This window comes from Agrobacterium sp. T29, from assembly GCF_006970545.1.
Classification (GTDB): domain Bacteria; phylum Pseudomonadota; class Alphaproteobacteria; order Rhizobiales; family Rhizobiaceae; genus Agrobacterium; species Agrobacterium leguminum.
Genome location: NZ_CP040640.1, coordinates 2,094,470 through 2,112,632, shown reverse-complemented (window position 1 = coordinate 2,112,632; position 18,163 = coordinate 2,094,470). Strand labels below are relative to the sequence as shown.

At 59.3% G+C, this 18,163-nt stretch carries 17 protein-coding genes and 1 riboswitch; of the genes, 9 read left to right on the top strand and 8 right to left on the bottom strand.

The window, feature by feature from the left end; translation table 11 throughout:
* Positions 1–8: 8 nt before the first annotated feature.
* From FGF54_RS10685 to FGF54_RS10670, 4 genes are all read left to right on the top strand, one after another.
* Positions 9–920 carry a homocysteine S-methyltransferase family protein gene (locus FGF54_RS10685; protein WP_127757924.1) on the top strand — a complete coding sequence of 304 codons (912 nt, stop codon included), beginning with the start codon at positions 9–11 and terminating at the stop codon, positions 918–920.
* A 131-nt stretch (positions 921–1,051) separates the two neighbouring features.
* On the top strand, positions 1,052–1,624 hold the full coding sequence (locus FGF54_RS10680; protein ID WP_137003911.1) for an NADPH-dependent FMN reductase: 573 nt from the start codon (positions 1,052–1,054) through the stop codon (positions 1,622–1,624).
* A gap of 1 nt (position 1,625) precedes the next feature.
* Positions 1,626–2,828 carry an MFS transporter gene (locus tag FGF54_RS10675; RefSeq protein ID WP_142779642.1) on the top strand — a complete coding sequence of 401 codons (1,203 nt, stop codon included), beginning with the start codon at positions 1,626–1,628 and terminating at the stop codon, positions 2,826–2,828.
* A 381-nt stretch (positions 2,829–3,209) separates the two neighbouring features.
* On the top strand, positions 3,210–5,159 hold the full coding sequence (locus FGF54_RS10670) for a methyl-accepting chemotaxis protein (RefSeq protein WP_142779641.1): 1,950 nt from the start codon (positions 3,210–3,212) through the stop codon (positions 5,157–5,159).
* Positions 5,160–5,507: 348 nt separating this feature from the next.
* On the opposite strand, the gene FGF54_RS27205 is transcribed toward FGF54_RS10670, so the two are convergent.
* Positions 5,508–5,648 (bottom strand): hypothetical protein, encoded by a 141-nt coding sequence (locus tag FGF54_RS27205; protein WP_104679577.1) that lies wholly within the window; start codon positions 5,646–5,648, stop codon positions 5,508–5,510.
* A 260-nt stretch (positions 5,649–5,908) separates the two neighbouring features.
* Positions 5,909–6,541 carry a TetR/AcrR family transcriptional regulator gene (locus FGF54_RS10665; RefSeq protein ID WP_142780210.1) on the bottom strand — a complete coding sequence of 211 codons (633 nt, stop codon included), beginning with the start codon at positions 6,539–6,541 and terminating at the stop codon, positions 5,909–5,911.
* A 75-nt stretch (positions 6,542–6,616) separates the two neighbouring features.
* Here FGF54_RS10665 and FGF54_RS10660 point away from each other — a divergent pair, with 75 nt between their 5' ends.
* Together FGF54_RS10660 and FGF54_RS10655 are read left to right on the top strand one after the other, a co-directional pair.
* A complete protein-coding gene (locus FGF54_RS10660) occupies positions 6,617–7,429 on the top strand; it encodes an alpha/beta fold hydrolase (RefSeq protein ID WP_003520550.1) in 813 nt (270 codons plus the stop codon).
* Between the two features lie 78 nt (positions 7,430–7,507).
* Positions 7,508–7,936, top strand: a complete 429-nt coding sequence (locus FGF54_RS10655) for a GFA family protein (protein ID WP_142780209.1) — start codon at positions 7,508–7,510, stop codon at positions 7,934–7,936.
* A gap of 570 nt (positions 7,937–8,506) precedes the next feature.
* Here FGF54_RS10655 and FGF54_RS10650 read toward each other — a convergent pair.
* Positions 8,507–9,394 carry a LysR family transcriptional regulator gene (locus FGF54_RS10650; protein WP_142779640.1) on the bottom strand — a complete coding sequence of 296 codons (888 nt, stop codon included), beginning with the start codon at positions 9,392–9,394 and terminating at the stop codon, positions 8,507–8,509.
* 2 nt (positions 9,395–9,396) lie between these two features.
* Positions 9,397–10,233, bottom strand: coding sequence for an acyl-CoA thioesterase (locus tag FGF54_RS10645; RefSeq protein WP_142779639.1), 837 nt, complete (start codon positions 10,231–10,233; stop codon positions 9,397–9,399).
* Positions 10,234–10,331: 98 nt separating this feature from the next.
* Positions 10,332–10,543, bottom strand: a riboswitch (cobalamin riboswitch).
* Positions 10,544–10,834: 291 nt separating this feature from the next.
* Between FGF54_RS10645 and FGF54_RS10640 the strand changes: the two genes are divergently transcribed.
* From FGF54_RS10640 to FGF54_RS10630, 3 genes are read left to right on the top strand one after another with little or no spacing between them, the layout of a single operon-like run.
* Complete coding sequence (locus FGF54_RS10640; RefSeq protein ID WP_142779638.1) at positions 10,835–11,818, top strand: DUF1852 domain-containing protein; 984 nt, start codon at positions 10,835–10,837, stop codon at positions 11,816–11,818.
* Between the two features lie 27 nt (positions 11,819–11,845).
* Positions 11,846–12,874: a methionine synthase gene (locus tag FGF54_RS10635; protein ID WP_142779637.1), complete on the top strand. Its 1,029-nt coding sequence runs from the start codon at positions 11,846–11,848 to the stop codon at positions 12,872–12,874.
* A gap of 26 nt (positions 12,875–12,900) precedes the next feature.
* The gene (locus tag FGF54_RS10630; RefSeq protein WP_142779636.1) at positions 12,901–13,401 is read left to right on the top strand and encodes a flavin reductase; all 501 of its coding nucleotides are present in this window, start codon (positions 12,901–12,903) and stop codon (positions 13,399–13,401) included.
* 73 nt (positions 13,402–13,474) lie between these two features.
* On the opposite strand, the gene FGF54_RS10625 is transcribed toward FGF54_RS10630, so the two are convergent.
* The 4 genes from FGF54_RS10625 to FGF54_RS10610 are packed head-to-tail and all read right to left on the bottom strand — an operon-like array spanning position 13,475 to position 18,160.
* Positions 13,475–14,878, bottom strand: a complete 1,404-nt coding sequence (locus FGF54_RS10625; protein ID WP_168208061.1) for an ABC transporter ATP-binding protein — start codon at positions 14,876–14,878, stop codon at positions 13,475–13,477.
* A complete protein-coding gene (locus tag FGF54_RS10620) occupies positions 14,875–15,663 on the bottom strand; it encodes an ABC transporter permease (RefSeq protein ID WP_168208060.1) in 789 nt (262 codons plus the stop codon). The genes FGF54_RS10625 and FGF54_RS10620 overlap by 4 nt, the downstream gene beginning before the upstream one ends.
* Positions 15,650–16,624 (bottom strand): ABC transporter permease, encoded by a 975-nt coding sequence (locus FGF54_RS10615; protein WP_142779633.1) that lies wholly within the window; start codon positions 16,622–16,624, stop codon positions 15,650–15,652. The genes FGF54_RS10620 and FGF54_RS10615 overlap by 14 nt, the downstream gene beginning before the upstream one ends.
* Positions 16,625–16,627: 3 nt before the next feature.
* On the bottom strand, positions 16,628–18,160 hold the full coding sequence (locus FGF54_RS10610) for an ABC transporter substrate-binding protein (RefSeq protein WP_142779632.1): 1,533 nt from the start codon (positions 18,158–18,160) through the stop codon (positions 16,628–16,630).
* Between the last annotated feature and the right edge of the window lie 3 nt (positions 18,161–18,163).

Below are 18,163 nucleotides of genomic sequence, written 5' to 3'. Positions count from 1 at the left end.
GTATGACCATGAGCACAATCCGTATCCTCGACGGCGGCATGAGCCGCGAATTGCAGCGGCTCGGGGCCGAGTTGAAACAGCCGGAATGGTCGGCGCTGGCGCTTATCGACGCGCCCGATATCGTGCGGCAGGTCCATGCGGAGTTCATCGAAGCCGGCGCCGATGTCGTCACCACCAATTCTTATGCGCTGGTGCCCTTCCACATCGGCGAAGAGCGTTTCCAGAAGGATGGCGCATCGCTGATCGCCCTTTCCGGCAGGCTGGCGCGCGAAGCGGCGGATGCTTCCGGTCGCAGGGTGCTGGTGGCGGGTTCGCTGCCGCCGATTTTCGGTTCCTATGAGCCGCAGAATTTCGATGCCACGCGGGTGCAGGCCTATCTGAAGGTGCTGGTCGACAATCTCGCGCCTCATGTCGATGTCTGGCTCGGCGAGACGCTCAGCCTGATCGCCGAGGGCGAGGCGGTGCGCGAGGCCGTTGCCGCGACCGGCAAACCGTTCTGGATTTCCTTCACACTCAATGACGATGCGGTTGCGGCCGGCGGCGAGCCCGCGCTTCGCTCCGGTGAAACGGTCAGGGCGGCCGCCGAATGGGCGGCGCAATCGGGTGCCGCCGCCCTTCTGTTCAATTGCAGCAAGCCGGAAGTCATGAAGGCCGCCGTCGAGACGGCCGCCGCCGTCTTCGCGGAAAAGGCTGTTTCGCTGGAAATCGGCGTCTACGCCAATGCCTTTGAAGGCGAGCAGGGCGATTCCGCCGCCAATGAAGGGCTGCATGGCACGCGCGCCGATCTGACCGGCGATGTTTATTCCCGTTTTGCCTGCTCCTGGGCGGATGCGGGCGCGACCATGATCGGCGGCTGCTGCGGCATCGGTGCGGCGCATATCCACAGGGTTGCGACAGCGCTGCGACGCGCGGCCGCCTGAAGCACCCCACGCCACTGCAAGAGACGGATGCGGCAGGTTTTGAACCTGCCGCTTTTTTTATGCGCAGCTATTGACCTCAACTATAGTTGAGGAATTATCAGGACATGGAACACACTGTTGAAGGACGTTCCATGAGCGACAATACACTTTCCATCCGCATCATCTTCGGCAGCGCCCGCAATCCGCGCTTCTGCGATGTCATCGGCAAATGGCTGCTGGAGCGGCTCGAGGCCCGGCCGGGACTGGAGCTTGCGGTCATCGACCCGCGCGAACTCGATCTGCCGCAGGACCACGCGCCCGAGCGCGCCGCGGTGCGGGAGCTTCGGCAAAGCCTCGATGGCGCCGATGCCTTCATCGTCGTCACACCGGAATATAATCGCAGTTACCCCGGCGCGCTGAAGGTGCTGATCGATTCCGCCTATGACGAATGGGGCGCCAAACCGGTGGCTTTCGTATCCTATGGCGGGATTTCCGGCGGCCTGCGCGCCGCCGAGCAGCTTCGTCCCGTTTTTGCGGAACTGCATGCGGTGACGATCCGCGATGTCGTCAGCTTCGCCAATCCCTGGGATCGTGTCGATGCCGCGGGCCAGTTCGACGCCGGTGTGCCGGCTGCGGGCGCGCTGGAGACGATGATGAACAAGCTCGGCTGGTGGGCGCGTGCGCTGAAACAGGCGCGGTCCGCAACGCCTTACAAGGGGGCGTGAGATGGCCGAAAAATCCCTCGCCCTGAAAGTGACGCTGCTGTTCGTCGCCACGCTCACCATCATGGCCGGAACCACGGTCGCACCTTCGCTGCCGGCCATCGAGCAGACTTTCCTGTCGACGCCGCATGTGGATATCATGAGCCGCATGGTGCTGACGCTGCCCTCGGTCTTCGTGGCTTTCTGCGCGCCCATTGCCGGGGTGCTGGCGGATCGCTTCGGCCGCAAGCGACTGCTGCTCGGCGCGATCCTGCTTTACAGCCTTTCCGGCATGTCCGGCCTTTTTGCCGATAGCCTTGTCGGCCTGCTCGTCGGGCGCGCCTTTCTGGGGCTGGCGATCGGCGCCATCATGACGATCGGCACGGCGCTGGTGGGCGATTATTTCGAAGGCCCGGCGCGGGAGCGTTATCTCGGCCTGCAACAGGCCTTTACCCAGATCGGCGGCGTGGTTTTTGTGGTGGCGGGCGGTTTGCTGGCGGATCTGCACTGGCGCGCGCCCTTCGCGGTCTATGCCGTCGCCTTGTTCATTCTGCCGGCGGCCCTGTTCTTTCTGACGGAACCGGTGAGGAGCGACAGCCGTATAAAAGCCGGCGGCGAACAGGACTTTGCAGTCAACTGGCTGCTGGTGGGTGTGCTGGCGCTGGTGGTATTCCTCGTCAATGCCCTGTTTTATACCATTCCCTCGCAATTGCCTTTCTTCCTGCGGGAGCTCGGAGTGTTTTCCGGCAGTATTGCGGGATACGCCATCGGCATTTTCAATCTGGCCGGGGCGCTGGCGGCGCTCAATTTCGGGCGATTGCGGGCAAGGGCCAGCGTGACCGCCATCATTGCCGCCGGGCTGGTGTCGATGGCGACGGGTTTTGCGTTGCTCGCCATGGCCGAGGGGCTGGTCGCCATGCTGTCATCGCTTGCGGTGGTGGGGTTTGGCCTTGGCGTGGTGATGCCGGGCATCATGTCCACCACCATCATGCTGGCGCCGCTCAGACTGCGCGGGCGTATCGCCGGCATCGTCACCGCTTCGATGTTTCTCGGGCATTTCATCTCACCGCTGGCAAGCCAGCCATGGATTGCCCGCTTCGGTTTCGCCGCCGCCTATCGCGACATCGCCATGATATTCGCCGCCATGGCCGGACTTGCCGTCATGGCCGCCATCTTGCAGCGATGGGCGGCCACGCGAAGGGCGCGGCCCTTTGCGCCGGGTGGTTGACGACCGGTCTGCAGGGGCAAAAAACACCCGTGCTTTGCCAACCGTGGCGTGAAGGAATTGTAAAGTTTTTGACTATAATCATTTTACTGGAAAATGACCGGGAGCGACGGCTGAAAATTCGCTCGCTTCCGCTTTTTTCAGGGAATTCGGCCTGGCGTTCCCGCCTGCTGGCGGGCCGCCGCGCCAACCGTGGTGAGCGGCCTCCCCGTATTGGAAGGGACGGGCAGCTTTCCGCGGCGCATGCATGATGCAGATGCGGCCAGAGCCTATGATGTGGCTAGCGAAGTCTCGATGATCGGGGCGTTCGACGTGCAATGTCAGTCTTGCCGAACACCTCCGGCACGGGGAAGGAGCGGTTTTTTCAATGACGTGAGGCTTTCCGTGTCTTTTCTTCAAAACGCCAGTATCCGCACCAAAATCCTGTCGCTCATTCTTCCGCTCTGCATCGTCGGCCTTGGCGCCGCCGCCTTCATGTCCACCCGCTACAAGGAAGCGGACACGGCCTACTCGCTCTTTATCGCCAACGATAACGCCGCTCTGGTGGAGCTTGCGCGTGCCAACCGAAATCTGGTTGCCCTGGCCTATGGCGCCTATCAGGTCATGGCGTATGACGTGAACGGGCCGGAGATAAAGGCCGCCAAGCAGGCCTACAGTGACAGCAAGGGCGCGCTCCTGCAGCGTCTCAATAATGTGAAGACTGTTTTTCCGGAAGAGTCCGCCGCCATGGACGCCTTCATCGCGCAGTCGCAGGCCATAACCGCCATGACGGATAAGGCTGTCGAACTTGGTATGGCAAACCGTAATGAGGAATCCGCTGCCCAGCTGCTCAAGGCGGACGCCTCCATTCAGGCGACTTCGGTTGCCCTGACGGCGCTGCTGGACAAGCTCGCCAAGGGCGTCGTCGAGGGAAGCGACGAGCTGACGGACCAGACCAATTCTACCATCTTCACCTCGCTGGTGGTTGTCGGCATCGCTTTTGCGGTCGGCATCATTCTGGCGCTGTTCGTGGCGTCCCGCGGCATCACAACCCCTATCGCCCGCCTGCGCGAGCGGATGGTGTCGCTTGCCGGCGGCGAGACGGCGACGGAAATCGACGGCATGGCACGCCGCGACGAAGTGGGCCAGATGGCGAAGGCCGTGCAGGTCTTCCGCGAAAACGCCATCGAGCGCATTCGTCTCGAACAGGAAACCGAAGCCAATCGCAGCCTCTCGGAGAAAGACCGGATCGAGCGCGAGCAGCAGAAGGCAAGGGAGGCGGCCGACGTCAAGTTCGCCGTCGACAATCTCGCAGCCGGTCTCTCCAAGCTTTCGGAAGGCGATGTTTCCTATCGCATTGGCCAGCCGTTCACCGCCACGCTCGACGCCGTTCGCAACGATTTCAACATGTCCGCCGAAAAGCTGCAGGCGGCCCTGACCAAGGTGGCCCAGAACGCCAGCGGCATCGGCGCGGGTGCGGATGAGATCAAATCGGCCGCCGACGATCTGGCCAAGCGCACCGAGCAGCAGGCTGCGGCCGTGGAGGAAACCGCCGCCGCTCTGGAAGAAATCACCACGACGGTCAGGGATTCCACCAAGCGCGCGCAGGAGGCGGGCCTGATCGTCAGCCGTGCCAAGGCGGGCGCCGAACAATCCGGCGAGGTGGTGCGCCGCGCCGTGGTCGCCATGGAGCAGATTGCGAAATCCGCCAATGAGATCAGCAATATCATCGGCGTCATCGATGAGATCGCCTTCCAGACCAACCTTCTGGCGCTGAATGCCGGCGTGGAAGCCGCGCGTGCGGGCGAGGCCGGCAAGGGTTTTGCCGTCGTCGCCCAGGAAGTGCGTGAGCTTGCCCAGCGCTCCGCCCATGCCGCCAAGGAGATCAAGGCGCTGATCAATACCTCGAACGATCAGGTGCAGCAGGGCGTTCAGCTGGTGGGCGATACCGGCAAGGCGCTGGCGACCATCGTTTCGGAAGTGCAGGAAATCAACCGGCACGTCGTCTCCATCGTGGAGGCCGCGCAGGAACAGTCTTCCGGCCTGCAGCAGATCAATACGGCGGTCAACCAGATGGATCAGGACACGCAGAAAAATGCGGCCATGGTGGAAGAAACCAATGCCGCAAGCCACAGCCTCGCCAAGGAAGTGGCGTCGCTCAACCAGCTGCTCTCCCAGTTCCGGCTTGCCGACGGCGCCTATCAGCCAAAGAGCCAGCCTGCGCCGGTCCGCAGCGCCGGTGGCAGCGACAAATATGTGGCGTCCCCGGTCCGCGCACTGGGCCGCAAGATCGCCTCGGCGTTTTCGGGCAATGCTGCTGTGGATACGGCAAAGGGCGACTGGCAGGAGTTCTGAGCGGCGGTCCGTTTCCAGCATGCGTTTCGGCGGGGAGGCATCCCCGCCGGCGTTCAACGACGATGTGGCGCAATCGAAAGCCGTTCTGGCAAAATCGATGTCCACCGTGCGAAACGCAACATCTTCGCGACGGCTAGAGTACGTCCGGTCAAAACGGAATCGGTGGACGTGCTCTACCTCTTTGTTTTCACGCATTTTCCGGACGTAAAACCGCTTCGCACTTTTACTGGAAATGCTCTAGATCATCCGCATCGGCAACCATCGCCATGGGGTTCCCCGGCACCGGTTCACGCGCGAAAACATCCATCCGATGAAATCTGAACTTTTCGCTGCCCGACCGGCGGGCGCTTACGGGCCGCTCGGGCCCTTTTCCTTCTTCGCCTGATCGTGATGCCACTTGATGGCGAAGAACATGCCCGTGCCCAACACGATAATCTTGAACGGAAAGAAGACCAAGGGGAACAAATCTACCCAATCCCATTCCATCATCTGAGTATTTCCAGTCTGTTACTTGATACAATCTATCGAGGATAGGGCTACCTCAAACCGGCTGCTTCAACAACGCCAATTCATGCACTCGGGCAGGGGCCTTTTGACGCAGCCCGAGCAGGATCGTTTCATCCGGGGCCCTTGAAGCTTACCCTCGATATGTTTCCTGTGATTGTTTCAGGGGTAGTGTGAAACGCTGAAGCCCCCGAGAAATGGCACGTCGCGCCGGGTGATGATGATCGCGCTCTGATCGATCTCGCTCACGTCCCTTCCTCCGCAACGCGAAACAGAAGCCGAATATACCGCTCCAAATGAGCAAGACTTTCGCGCGCCAGCTCCGCGTCATTCCCCGCCTTCGCAAGGACAAATCCTCCTTGGATAACAGTCTGCGTGTATCGAGCCAAACTTTCGGCAGTCCAATCGTCCGTAATACCGCGCTGATGGCGGGCCAGTTCAATGTCGGCCTCTAGCGTCGATGCATGACCGAACATGCTGGCTCCGCACGCATCGCGGATGCTGGGGAAGGTCATGTAGGTCTCTTGAGCCATCGTTCCGACCAGACAGCTGGACTCCGCAAGATTCTCCGTGATGATCGCTCTGCGAAAAGCGACATAGGCAAGCACCCGCCCCAACGCGTCGGGAGGGTGATGATAGGGAGCCGCGGCGAAAAAGTCCGAGGTGGTTCTGCTCCAAAATTCGGCAGCTGCAACTCCCAGGGCTTCCTTGCTGCCGAAGCTGTGGAAGAATGCCCCTTTGGTTACCTCAGCCGCCTTGCAAAGATCATCAATGCTCGCCGAGGCGAAGCCTTTGGCGCGGATGGTGTCGCTTGCAGCTTTCAGGAGCCGGGCTCGGGCATCGCCGCGCTCGGGAGCATGTTTGGTTGGCCTTGACATGTAAATATTCATACCTTACGGTCGGTATTTGTCAATGGTATAGCGCGCATAACTCTCGAAAACACGGAATTCGATATGAGTTTATATGACGACGACCTTACCCGGTTTGCCGAGCATGGAGCCGTCCTTCTCCCCGCTCCCGATCGAGAGGATCGCGTGGAGCATGAGGGAGCGCTGATCTGGTATGCATCATTTGGCAGTGGTCCTCCCGTCATCCTGTTGCACGGCGGACTCGGCCACAGCGGCAATTGGGGATATCAGGTGCCGGCCTTGGTAGCGGCGGGCCACCGCGTCGTGACGATCGACAGTCGCGGGCATGGCCGCAGCACCCGCGATGATAGGCCATATTCTTATGAACTCATGGCTTCTGACGTCATGGCTGTGATGGACCACCTTTCGCTCGACAAGGCTGCCTTCGTCGGCTGGAGTGACGGTGCCTGCGTCGCTCTGGTACTTGCCTCCAAGGCACCAGCACGCGTGGCAGGCGTCTTCTTTTTTGCCTGCAACATGGATCCTGGTGGCACAAAGCAGATCGAACCGAGTCCGCTTCTCGATCGCTGCTTCAGTCGACACAGGAAAGACTACGCCATGCTCTCCACCACGCCAGCCGACTTCGACCGGTTCGTCAGCGCGGTGGGGCTGATGATGCGAACCCAGCCGAACTATACCAAAGAGGACCTTGGCGCTATCGAGGTGCCGGTGATCGTCGCGCTCGGCGAGCATGACGAATTCATCAAGCGAGAGCATGCCAACTACCTGGCTGACGCTATTCCGGGGGCGGAATTAATCATTTTGCCCGGCGTTAGTCACTTTGCGCCGCTACAGCGTTCGGACGAATTCAACGCGATGGTCCTTGCCTTCATAGCCAAGGTATCGATCTCGGATTAGGACCGATGACCATTGGCTGGCGGTCGCAGCGACGCAGCCGTCTGCGAGGAGTCAATGATCACGACTGCGGAGAAAGAGATGAGCGGGAAGAACCGTAAGCGCCGATTGCTGGGGAGCTGCTTATGCCAAAAAGTCTGCTATCAGGTCACCGACGCGTTCATCTTCGCAGCAAACTGTCATTGCGGAGCTTGTCGCCGCACAACGGGGTCCGCGTTCAAGGCATTCGCCCGCATTCACGGCGAAGAACTGACCGTCATTCGGGGTGAAGGGGACATCTCCTCATTCGCGAAAGGCCAGTTCAACGATGAGCATTGCAAAACATGCGGTTCCCTGCTGTTCTCTCGCGTTGACGGAGGGTGCGATCACGTCACGATGGGGACGCTGATCGATGCTCCGTCGACTTCACCGACGGACCACATCTTCGTCGGTTCGAAAGCGCCCTGGTTCACCATCACAGACGCACTGCCCCAGCACGAAGGACACGTGACGCGGAAGGAAGCCGATTAGGCTTGAAGCATGGACCAGTTTCCAGCCGGCGGGCCCCACACCTGTAGGGCACGGTCACCGCTGTACTGGCCTCTCGTGGCTGCGTGCGGATCATGGAGCCGGTTGATCACTCTACCCTGCACGAGGTCGCCTGAGATTAAGTGCAGTCTTAGGGTAGTGGGCGGCCGGAGCATCTTGGATTTCGGGGAAATGACTGCTTTGAAGGCTAGAAGTATTGGAGATTAATGGCTGACATGCGCGTGCATAGCGGTCGTCCAAAACCCATATCCCACATTTGCGCAGGGTCAAAATCGACTATTCGACCAGAAACGATTCAAACTTTTTCATCGCCAAACGCCCCCGTTTCCACACTTTTTCGTGCGGTGGTCGTTCGCGTTCTTTGCACGGGCGCACATTCGGCGGTTATCGGCGGCCCTAGGGGTAGTCGGCGGTATTTGGCGCGCCGCGCCGGGTGATGATGAGAACTATGTCTACGCCATAGCCCTCCTTTAGACCAAATCGGACTCACGCCGTGCGTTGCTGTGCTATGTTTCTGATCTCGGCTATCCAATCCGGAAGGAGAATGACATGTCACGCCGACGTCTGGCGTGAGGTCGCGAGAAACCCGTTGATGAAATCGACCGCGTCGTCACCGCTTCTGAGGCCGAGATGGATACTTTTCCGAATGCCACTCTCGCCAATTCGGACGGCGCGGACGCCGAGCGCTGTTTCCTCACGACGCAGCAGCCAGTTCGGAATGGCGCTAACGCCGCGGCCTGCCGCCACGAGTTGAAGCATCATTTCTGTCGTCTCGACATTGCGGTGGTGGCGCGGGCGGCAATTGGCGGGCACCAGGAATTGCGTAAACACATCCAGCCGCTCCGGCGCTACCGGATAGGTGAACAGCGTCTCGTCTAGCATGTCAACAGGCGCGGCATACTGCCTCGCCGCCAGAGGATGATCAACCGGCACGGCAAGAACCAATTCGTAGTCGAACACCGGGAGATAATGGATGCCCGGCGCCTCGATCGGATCTGGCGTGATCAGGATGTCAATCTCGTATCCCGTCAGCGCTGCAACTCCGCCGAATGCAAATGACGTCGTCAGCTCCAGGTCTACGTCCGGCCATTCCATGAGGTAGGGCTTCGTCACACCCATCAGCCACTGGTGGCAGGGATGGCACTCCATTCCGATCTTGAGTGACCCTCGTTGGCCATAGCGGTAATCCGACAGGATATCCTCGGCCCGCTCGATCTGCGGCAGAACGCGTTGTGCCAGTATGACGATGTAACGGCCGGCTTCTGTGAGACGGAGGTTGCGGCCATCCTTCTCCCACACCGCAACGCCATACCGTTCTTCCAGCTTGCGGATCGTGTGGCTGAGAGCGGACTGGGAAACGTTCAGCCGCTCCGCCGCAGCTGTCAGGCTGCCCAAGCGGTCGACTTCGCGCAGGATCGTCAGATGCTGCCTGTCCAACATGGCTATGCATCCCTCTCGTCAAGGAGTGCGACGTCCAACGCGCCGCTATCGCGGACTGGAACTGCCCGGTGGTCAGTATCGACCGCAACCATGGTGAAATGACCGGTTGCCGTAATGTGCCTCTCACCCGTCAGAAGGTTTTCGGACCAGAGTTTCGTTTCGATGGACATGGAGCTGCGGCCCACGCGCTCGACGCGTGCTTCCGCCTCGACGATCTCACCGATCTCGATCGCTCTTGCGAAATCGATACGCTCGGATGACGCCAGGACGACCAGCTTGCCGGAGTAGCGCGACGCGGCGACGAATGCGGCTTTGGTCATGTAGGCGATCGCTTCGCCCCCGAACATCCGGCCGACGCTGTTTGCCTGATCGGGAAAAACGATCTCGACCATGGCAACGGCATCCGAGGTGTTCTGGGTTCCTGCTGGAATAAGTTCGGGCAAGGCATAGCTCGCGGCGTTTTCGCCCTCGGGTACCGCGACCATATGGAAGATGCCGCGCGTACAGGTATGCCGCTCGCGACCTACGATCGTCTCCGCCGCCATTTCGACCTCAACGGTCAGGGAACGGCGTCCAGCCCTGACGGGCCTCGCCGAGAATTCAACGATGTTGCCGACGCGGGCGGGTTGCTTGAAATCGATCCGCTCGCAAGAGGCGGTCACGAAAGGCGTCCGCCCGAAACGGGTCGCCGCAATGAAGGCGACACGATCCATGAGCGCCAGTCCAGCTCCCCCGAACAGGGTGCCATGATGGTTGGTATCTCCGGGAAAGACGATATCGATGAGGCGGGTTATCGAGCTTTGCCGGGCAGGCTTTGCTATCGCGGCTGTTTCGGTCATCTGCACTGCCATCTGGTTACGGCAGGGCAGGAACATGACGCAGAGACGATGGCACGGGAATGCCGATCGCGAAAGCGGCACTCCGGGACACCCCGCCCGTGGACGTTATCTACCGTGGCAGGTCTCCTGGCTTACGGGTCTTCGCTCTGGTCCGTCTTCCCGAGGCTGGCCCCAGTGACTGGCATGGACTTTCGCTCGCCGCTTACAGTTGCGGGGGCAGCTCCGGCTTCAGGCTGTAATCCAAGCCTTCACCGAATTCCCTCTTAGCTCCGGACTTGTCATCCGCAGAACCACGATGACGAACCAATGTCGCATGTGGCCGAAGTGGTCAAGGTTTGAATGCAAGGCTGGCAGGCTATGGATCATGATTGCCGGGCGCTTTGATAGCTCGACCTTCATGCCAAATCATGAACACGGCTCATGCTTCCGTGAGATAATACCATTTTTCCCCGATCGATCGCTCAGGCATAAAACGCGCACGGCTCTCAGTTTGGACAGCTTAGACGCTGCCACCCGGAGACAATGAGAAATGGCACCCGATGTATCCTGAATATAACTCAATGAATTCAGTTTTATATCGGCCAAAGGGCGTCGGATCGCGATGAAGAGAGACTTTGATTTCACCATTAAGAGAATTCCTTTTGATGAGGATTATCGCCCCTCGGACAATACTCGGATCACGACCAACTTTGCCAATCTTGCCAGAGGGGATAACCGCCAGGAGAACCTTCGCAACGCGTTGAAGATGATCGACAATCGTTTCAACGCTCTAGCATATTGGGATAACCCGAAAGGCGACCGTTATTCCGTCGAACTCGACATCATTTCCGTTGAAATGAATCTTGGTGCCGAAGGCCGGAATAATGCCTTCCCGCTGATCGAGATCCTGAAAACGACCATCGTCGATCGAAGGACCGGCGAACGCATCGATGGCATCGTCGGAAACAATTTCTCATCCTACGTCCGCGATTACGACTTCAGCGTCGTGCTGCCTGAATACAACAAGGATCGCCCCGCATTCAGCGCTCCGAACGACTTTGGTGATCTGCATGGCAATCTGTTCAAAAGCTTCCTGAACTCGGATGCTTACAAAGCTCATTTCCATAAGCCCCCGGTCATTTGCCTGAGTGCTTCAAGCAGCAAAACGTATCGACGGACTGAAAATCAGCACCCTGTATTGGGTGTCGAGTACGTCCAGAATGAATTCTCGTCTACCGACCAATACTTCCAAAAAATGGGATTGCAGGTCCGCTTTTTCATGCCGCCGAATAGCGTAGCGCCTTTTGCCTTCTATTTTCTCGGCGACCTGCTCAGTGATTACACCAATCTCGAGCTGATCAGCACGATCAGCACGATGGAAACTTTTCAGAAAATCTATCGGCCTGAGATTTACAACGCCAATTCCGCGGCGGGGGCTTTTTACCAGCCGAGCCTGAAGCATCAGGACTATTCGCTGACCCGTATTGTCTACGATCGCGAAGAGCGCAGCCGGCTCGCTGTCGAACAGGGACGGTTTGCCGAAGAGCACTTCATCAAACCCTACAAGACCGTTCTTGAACAGTGGTCCGCCAAATACGCCGCCTGATCAACCAAAAACACAAGGTCATCTATCTTGAAAACACTGTTGCCCACGTCGACCGCCGGCAGCTTGCCAAAACCTTCATGGCTTGCAGAACCTGAGAAGCTTTGGTCACCCTGGAAACTGGAAGGTGACGAGTTGATGGCAGGCAAGCAGGATGCCCTACGCCTGTCCCTGGATGACCAACGGCAGGCTGGCATCGATATTGTCAGTGACGGCGAGCAGACGCGCCAGCATTTCGTCACGACCTTTATCGAACATCTCGACGGCGTCGATTTCGAGAAGCGCGAGACCGTCAGAATCCGAGATCGCTATGATGCGAGCGTTCCGACAGTCGTTGGCGCCGTGTCGCGCAAAAAGGCCGTTTTTGTCGAAGATGCCAAGTTTCTGCGTCAGCAGACCAAGCAGCCGATCAAATGGGCTTTGCCCGGCCCCATGACGATGATCGATACGCTCTTCGACGCCCACTATAAGAGCCGTGAAAAACTCGCCTGGGAATTTGCAAAGATCCTCAATGAGGAGGCAAGGGAACTGGAGGCTGCCGGCGTCGACATCATCCAGTTCGACGAGCCCGCGTTCAACGTCTTCTTCGATGAGGTGAACGACTGGGGCGTTGCGACCCTCGAAAAGGCAATCGAGGGGCTCAAATGCGAAACTGCCGTCCATATCTGCTATGGTTACGGCATCAAGGCCAACACCGACTGGAAGAAGACTCTTGGGTCGGAGTGGCGGCAATACGAGCAAACATTCCCCAAGCTGCAAAAATCCAGCATCGGCATGATTTCGCTCGAATGCCATAACTCGCATGTTCCAATGGATCTCATCGAACTTGTTCGAGGAAAGAAGGTGATGGTTGGGGCGGTCGACGTCGCAAGCAACACCATTGAAACCCCAGAGGAAGTGGCCGTTACCCTGCGAAAGGCGCTGCAATTTGTCGATGCCGACAAACTTTGCCCCTGCACCAATTGCGGCATGGCGCCCCTGTCTCGTCGAGTCGCCAGAGGCAAGCTGAACGCTCTCGCGGCAGGCGCGGAAATCGTCCGAAGAGAACTCTCGGCCTAGCGTTGGCCTCACAGCAGGAGGCCGACATGAATATGGTGAACCACCGCTTCGACATCGTGGATAAAACCACTTTTCGCAACGGCATGTCACGCCTCGGCTCGGCGGTTAGCGTCGTCACGACCCTATCCGCCGGCAAGCGTTGCGGCTTTACGGCCTCGGCGGTGTGCAGCGTCAGCGACACACCGCCGACACTGCTTGTCTGCATCAATCGTGCGAGCTCGTGTTTTCCTGCTTTTGAGAATGCTCGCCATTTCTGCGTCAACACCCTGATGCCGGGTCAGGAGTACCTATCGAACCTCTTTGGTGGAAAGACCTCGACGGAAGATCGATTTGCTCTTGGCGATTGGAGAGAAGGCCTCACGGGAGTTCCGGTCCTGGCTAACGCCTCGGTTAGCTTCGAATGCGAGTTGACCAATGCCGTTGACGAGGCAACGCATCGCGTTCTCTTTGGGCGCGTGATCGACATCCATAAGAACGAAGAACAGGCAACGCTGCTTTATTGCATGCGACGCTATCTCAACGGCTAGCTATACGTGACCGCCTCTTCCAAGTAGCCCAGGCCCATGAAAGCTATTGCTTTGAGTTTAGCCTAGCCATGCCTCAGCCCAGCTCAATTACTTCATCGGCAATGGCTCGTACCAGACGGCGGTCGTGGCTTGTGAGGACCAAACTCATGCCGCGTTCATCCACCAGCTCGCACAACAGTCTGATCACCTCTCGTTGCACAAGCGGATCGATCCGCGATGTCGGCTCGTCTGCGACCAGACACAAAGGTTCAAACAGCAGTACGCGCGCAATGGCGACGCGCTGCAACTGTCCACCAGAAACTTCATCCGGCCGACGGTCGAGAAGAGACAACCCTAGGTCCAACCGGTCGAGAAGCGGTGGCAGAAGATGATCCATGTATCCGGGCTGCAGGACAGATTTCAGATCGGTGAACTGCTGGCGCAGCGTGCGTCCCAGCATGAAGGCGGATGCAGGATCCTGATGCAGTTTTTGATATCGCGCACGAAGGGATGGCCGACGGATCAGGTAGGGGTTCGTTCCATCATGCCAGTGGACTTTACCACTGTGCGGGCGTGCAAGCCCAAGAAGTACATTTCCGAGCATCGTCTTGCCGCTGCCACTTCTGCCTGTTACTGCGGTAATGCGACCCCGATGGAGGGTGACGCTGAGATCATGAAAGAGTGTGCGATTACCTACTTTGTATGTGAGCTGCTCGCACTGGAGCACGGCTTCGGCCTTGCGTCGCGCTAAACTGGCTTGCCACCGATCAGGATCCGCAGCAAGCCAATCGCGAGTGTATGGATGACGGGGAGCTGAAATCACGTCTCCGACTTTGCCTTGCTCCAAGATCCTGCCCTCGCGCATTATCGCGAGTTGTCCGCCCAGGCCGCAGGCAACGCGAATGTCATGGGTGATGGCGAGGAGGGCACGCCCTTCACTCAGAATCTGGCGGAAGCGTGACACGGTTTCCGCGACCCGGTCGTCGTCGAGACCCTTGGTCGGCTCGTCGGCGATGATCAGGGGTGCATCCGTCGTCAAGGCTCCGGCCACGAGGGCGCGCTGCGCCATCCCACCCGAGAGCATGAATGGATAGTAGTGATCGATAGCCTGCTGGAGGTTGACGCTGCTCAACGCGGCGCGCGCGCGTGTTTGATGCGCCGTTCCTGCCACTTGCGGCAACACACGCATCGTTGGATCGAGCGACGAACGCGGCTCCTGCGGCACGAGAGCCAAATGGCGTATCCAATATCTTTGGAGCAACGTACGGTCCGCTAGATCGACAAGCTCTCCATCGAATTCGATGCATCCACGCGCCGACAGGCCTTCTGGAAGAAGGCCGAACACGGCCTGCGCAACGAGGCTCTTGCCGCTTCCGGTTTCACCGATCAGCACAAAGGCCCCGCCACGCGGCACGGTGAAGCTAACGCCGTTCACTAACGGGTTGCCCGTCTGATCATGGACGGCTAGGTCGAGAACTGTGAGCGCTTGGCGGATCATCTTGCCTCCGCCAGGCACTGTCCTGCTGCCATGCAGCCGAGGACGGTTAGGAAAAGAGCAATGCACGGCGCTGAGATCTGAATCGGCGCCATGTCCATATGCGGCAACAGCTCCGTAATCATCGCGCCCCATTCCGGGGTCGGCGGCTGCAATCCGAGACCGAGAAAGCCGAGGGAAGATATCGTTAGCACGGCACCTCCGATGCCGAGCGTTGCCAGCGCCATGGTCTGGCTTAGAATTCGGGGCATGACCTGTCGCAACAGGATGCGCCATTCTGCGAGTCCCGCGAGACGCGACGCTTCGATATGTGCTTCTGTCAGTACGGTAGCGGCAATACTGCGCGTCATCCGGGCGAATTGTGGCCACTGGGCCAACGCGATACCGAGTAGAACCGGTATGGTGCCCCCACCCATCAGCCCTGCCAACACCATTGCAAGGAGTAGTCCGGGAAAGGCGAGCGCGAGGTCAGTCAGTCGCATCAGCAGACCATCGACAAGGCGGTTCGACGTGGCGGCGATGAGGCCCGCCAACGTTCCGAACATCGCCGCCGTTGCCATCGCTGCAGTCGCGATCCCGATCGAGCGCGGCAGGGCGTAGACGAGGCGAGCGAACACGTCGCGTCCGAGATGGTCGGTCCCGAGTGGAAACTCCAGCGATGGCGACGCAAGCGCCAGCATGAGGTCCTGATGCAAGGGATCACGTCCCCAGATGGCCGTGACGGCGATCAATGTCATCATCGCGGCACCACCGATCACCCAGAGATGGCGCTGACTATCGGCTACCATGACCCTGCTCCACAAGTCGGGGATCAAGCCACATACACACCAGATCGGCCATAAGGCTGATCGTTGCATAGGCTGTGCCGATCAGCAGCGCGCACCCCATGACCATCGGAACATCACGGGCAAGCAACGCCTTCACCATTGCATCGCCGATTCCAGGATAATTGAACAAGGTCTCGACGACGACGAAGCCATCCATGAGGTATGCAAACTGTAGCGCCGCGAAGGTTACGATCGGCACACTTGCATTCCGCAGCCCGTGCCGGGCGAAAGCCTTGATCCTGCCGAAGCCGCGGGTGCGTGCATAAGTCATGTAGGCGGTGGCCTGCACCTCAGCGACAGCATTGCGTATGATCCGCACCGACGGGGCCATCAAACCCAAAGCCAGCGTGACGGCTGGCAGGACCAGATGCTCGGTGCGCCGATAACCTGCTGGCGGAAGCCAGTGGAGTGCGAGCACGAAGATCGAAATCAGCGCAATACCGATAAGGAAAGTGGGGAGCGAGGAAAACACGGCTGCGGCAAGGGCGGAGGCCCTGTCCAGCACCCCGTTTGGATTGAGCCCTGCCGCGACGCCGAGCGGTAAGGCGAGGACATACGAGAGCACCCAGGCGATCACGGCAAGCCGAAGCGTATATCCGCCCGCCTGCCGCAATTCCTCGGCCACCGGTCTGCCGGAAACGAAAGAGCGCCCGATATCTCCTGTGGCCACGGCGCGCAGCCAGTCGAGATACTGAGTCAGTAATGGACGCAACAGCATTTCGGCATCGCGGATCTGAGCGACTGCCTCGGGTGAGGTGTTCTCGGCTCCAAGCCGACTCACAGCGATCCTCAGCGCCATGTCGCCGGGGATCGCGTGAATGAGAGCAAAGCAGATGGTCGCCAAAATCAGGGCGACGGCCACCGCTTCGAAGACCCGGCGCAACACGGCGCGCGGCACAGCATGACGGACCGCGCGCCGCATTGATCACTCCTTGAATGACAGATGATTGAGGGGGCGTGTCTGCATCACCGGATCAGCGACGAAACCTTCAAGCCGCTCGGAGATCCCGTACTTCTCGTCGGTAAACGTGATCGGGATGACCGGCAATTCGTCCTGCAGGATCTCCGCCATTTTTCTCTGCAATGGCAGGCGAGCCTCGGGATCGCTCGTCAGATTGTAGGCAGCGACTGCTGCCCGCATCGCTTCGCTTTTCCACCCGGTTGCCCCGGTCGCGTCTGTGCTCGGTGAATCGGTAGCGAAATCACTGGTCAGACGCGCGACCGGATCCGGCACCTGATAGATCATCGTCCGGATCCCCAGTCCAAGTTCGAGCGTGCCGTTGTTCTGTGCCTCGGGTATCAGACTTGATTCACCGACCTGGATGGTAAGGTCGAAGCCGATTTCCTTGAGCTGTGCCTGCAACGCTTCCGCGATGACGGGAAGATATGCGCGCTGAGGGAATGTCCGTATCAAGCCGGCAAACTTGATCCCGTCCTTTTCGCGAATTCCATTTGCGCCGCGCGTCCAGCCGAGACCGTCGAGGATACGATTTGCCTCGGCAATGTTGAAAGTCTGCGGCTTGAAGTCGGCGAAATGCCAGCCCTTCATCGCCGGCGGGAAATACTGATTAGCGGCAAGTTTCGCATTGCCCATAATCGTGCGGGCAATCGCTTCACGGTTGACGGCAAGACTGAGCGCACGGCGAATTTCGACATCCGCAAACTGCGGCTTCTTTACATTTACCAGCATCATGACGACCCGGGGGACGGGTGCACGGACGATGTGTGCTTCCCCGGAACGGTCTACACGCGAGACGGCGGTCGTCGGGATCTCGAGCACGAGATCACCTTCTCCAGCCAGCGCGATGTTTACGCGCGTTTCTGGATTCGGTACGCCATCGACGCGAACGCGCTCGATCTTTGCGACTTCGCCCCAATAAGCTTCGTGGCGCACGAGGTTCAGCCCTTGGGGAAGTTCGGCACTCTCGATCCGGTAGGGGCCGGTGGAGACAATAGCCTTCAGTTCTCCACCCGCACCGAAGGAAGAAGGCGCGAGCACCGGGACTGCGGGGTCGAGGAGATAGGCAAGGAACGGGGCGAACGGTTGCTCCAGCGTGAAGGTCACGGTTCTATCACCGGCGGTGACATCCTTGATCTTCGCATTTTTGATGAGGTTTCCCGTTGGCAGAAGCGCCTTGAAAGAGGCCGCAACCGCCTCCGGCGTAACGACCGTACCATCATGAAATTTGACATTCGGGCGGAGATAGAAGGTCCATTTCAGGCCGTCCGCCGAGCTCTCCCAGTGCTCGGCAAGTGCTGGGAGTATCGCTGCCTCCGGGTTCGTCTGCACGAGTGTTTCCGTCACACCATTGGCACGCAGCTGAAAACCACCGGTCTGGGTATCGAGCCGCTGGAGTTGGAAGGGTTCAACCACCCGAAGTTCTTCCTGTGCGAGGACCGGAAGTGGGGCTGCGAACATCGCCGCGACGAGCGCGGCCAACCAGATATTGCGGGACATGGA

Coding starts and splice junctions, on each gene's coding strand:
- FGF54_RS10685 (WP_127757924.1), top strand. CDS start 9: ATGAGCACAATCCGTATCCTCGACGGCGGCATGAGCCGCGAATTGCAG.
- FGF54_RS10680 (WP_137003911.1), top strand. CDS start 1,052: ATGAGCGACAATACACTTTCCATCCGCATCATCTTCGGCAGCGCCCGC.
- FGF54_RS10675 (WP_142779642.1), top strand. CDS start 1,626: ATGGCCGAAAAATCCCTCGCCCTGAAAGTGACGCTGCTGTTCGTCGCC.
- FGF54_RS27205 (WP_104679577.1), bottom strand. CDS start 5,648: ATGATGGAATGGGATTGGGTAGATTTGTTCCCCTTGGTCTTCTTTCCG.
- FGF54_RS10665 (WP_142780210.1), bottom strand. CDS start 6,541: ATGTCAAGGCCAACCAAACATGCTCCCGAGCGCGGCGATGCCCGAGCC.
- FGF54_RS10660 (WP_003520550.1), top strand. CDS start 6,617: ATGAGTTTATATGACGACGACCTTACCCGGTTTGCCGAGCATGGAGCC.
- FGF54_RS10655 (WP_142780209.1), top strand. CDS start 7,508: ATGAGCGGGAAGAACCGTAAGCGCCGATTGCTGGGGAGCTGCTTATGC.
- FGF54_RS10650 (WP_142779640.1), bottom strand. CDS start 9,394: ATGTTGGACAGGCAGCATCTGACGATCCTGCGCGAAGTCGACCGCTTG.
- FGF54_RS10645 (WP_142779639.1), bottom strand. CDS start 10,233: ATGACCGAAACAGCCGCGATAGCAAAGCCTGCCCGGCAAAGCTCGATA.
- FGF54_RS10640 (WP_142779638.1), top strand. CDS start 10,835: ATGAAGAGAGACTTTGATTTCACCATTAAGAGAATTCCTTTTGATGAG.
- FGF54_RS10630 (WP_142779636.1), top strand. CDS start 12,901: ATGAATATGGTGAACCACCGCTTCGACATCGTGGATAAAACCACTTTT.
- FGF54_RS10625 (WP_168208061.1), bottom strand. CDS start 14,878: ATGATCCGCCAAGCGCTCACAGTTCTCGACCTAGCCGTCCATGATCAG.
- FGF54_RS10620 (WP_168208060.1), bottom strand. CDS start 15,663: ATGGTAGCCGATAGTCAGCGCCATCTCTGGGTGATCGGTGGTGCCGCG.
- FGF54_RS10615 (WP_142779633.1), bottom strand. CDS start 16,624: ATGCGGCGCGCGGTCCGTCATGCTGTGCCGCGCGCCGTGTTGCGCCGG.
- FGF54_RS10610 (WP_142779632.1), bottom strand. CDS start 18,160: ATGTCCCGCAATATCTGGTTGGCCGCGCTCGTCGCGGCGATGTTCGCA.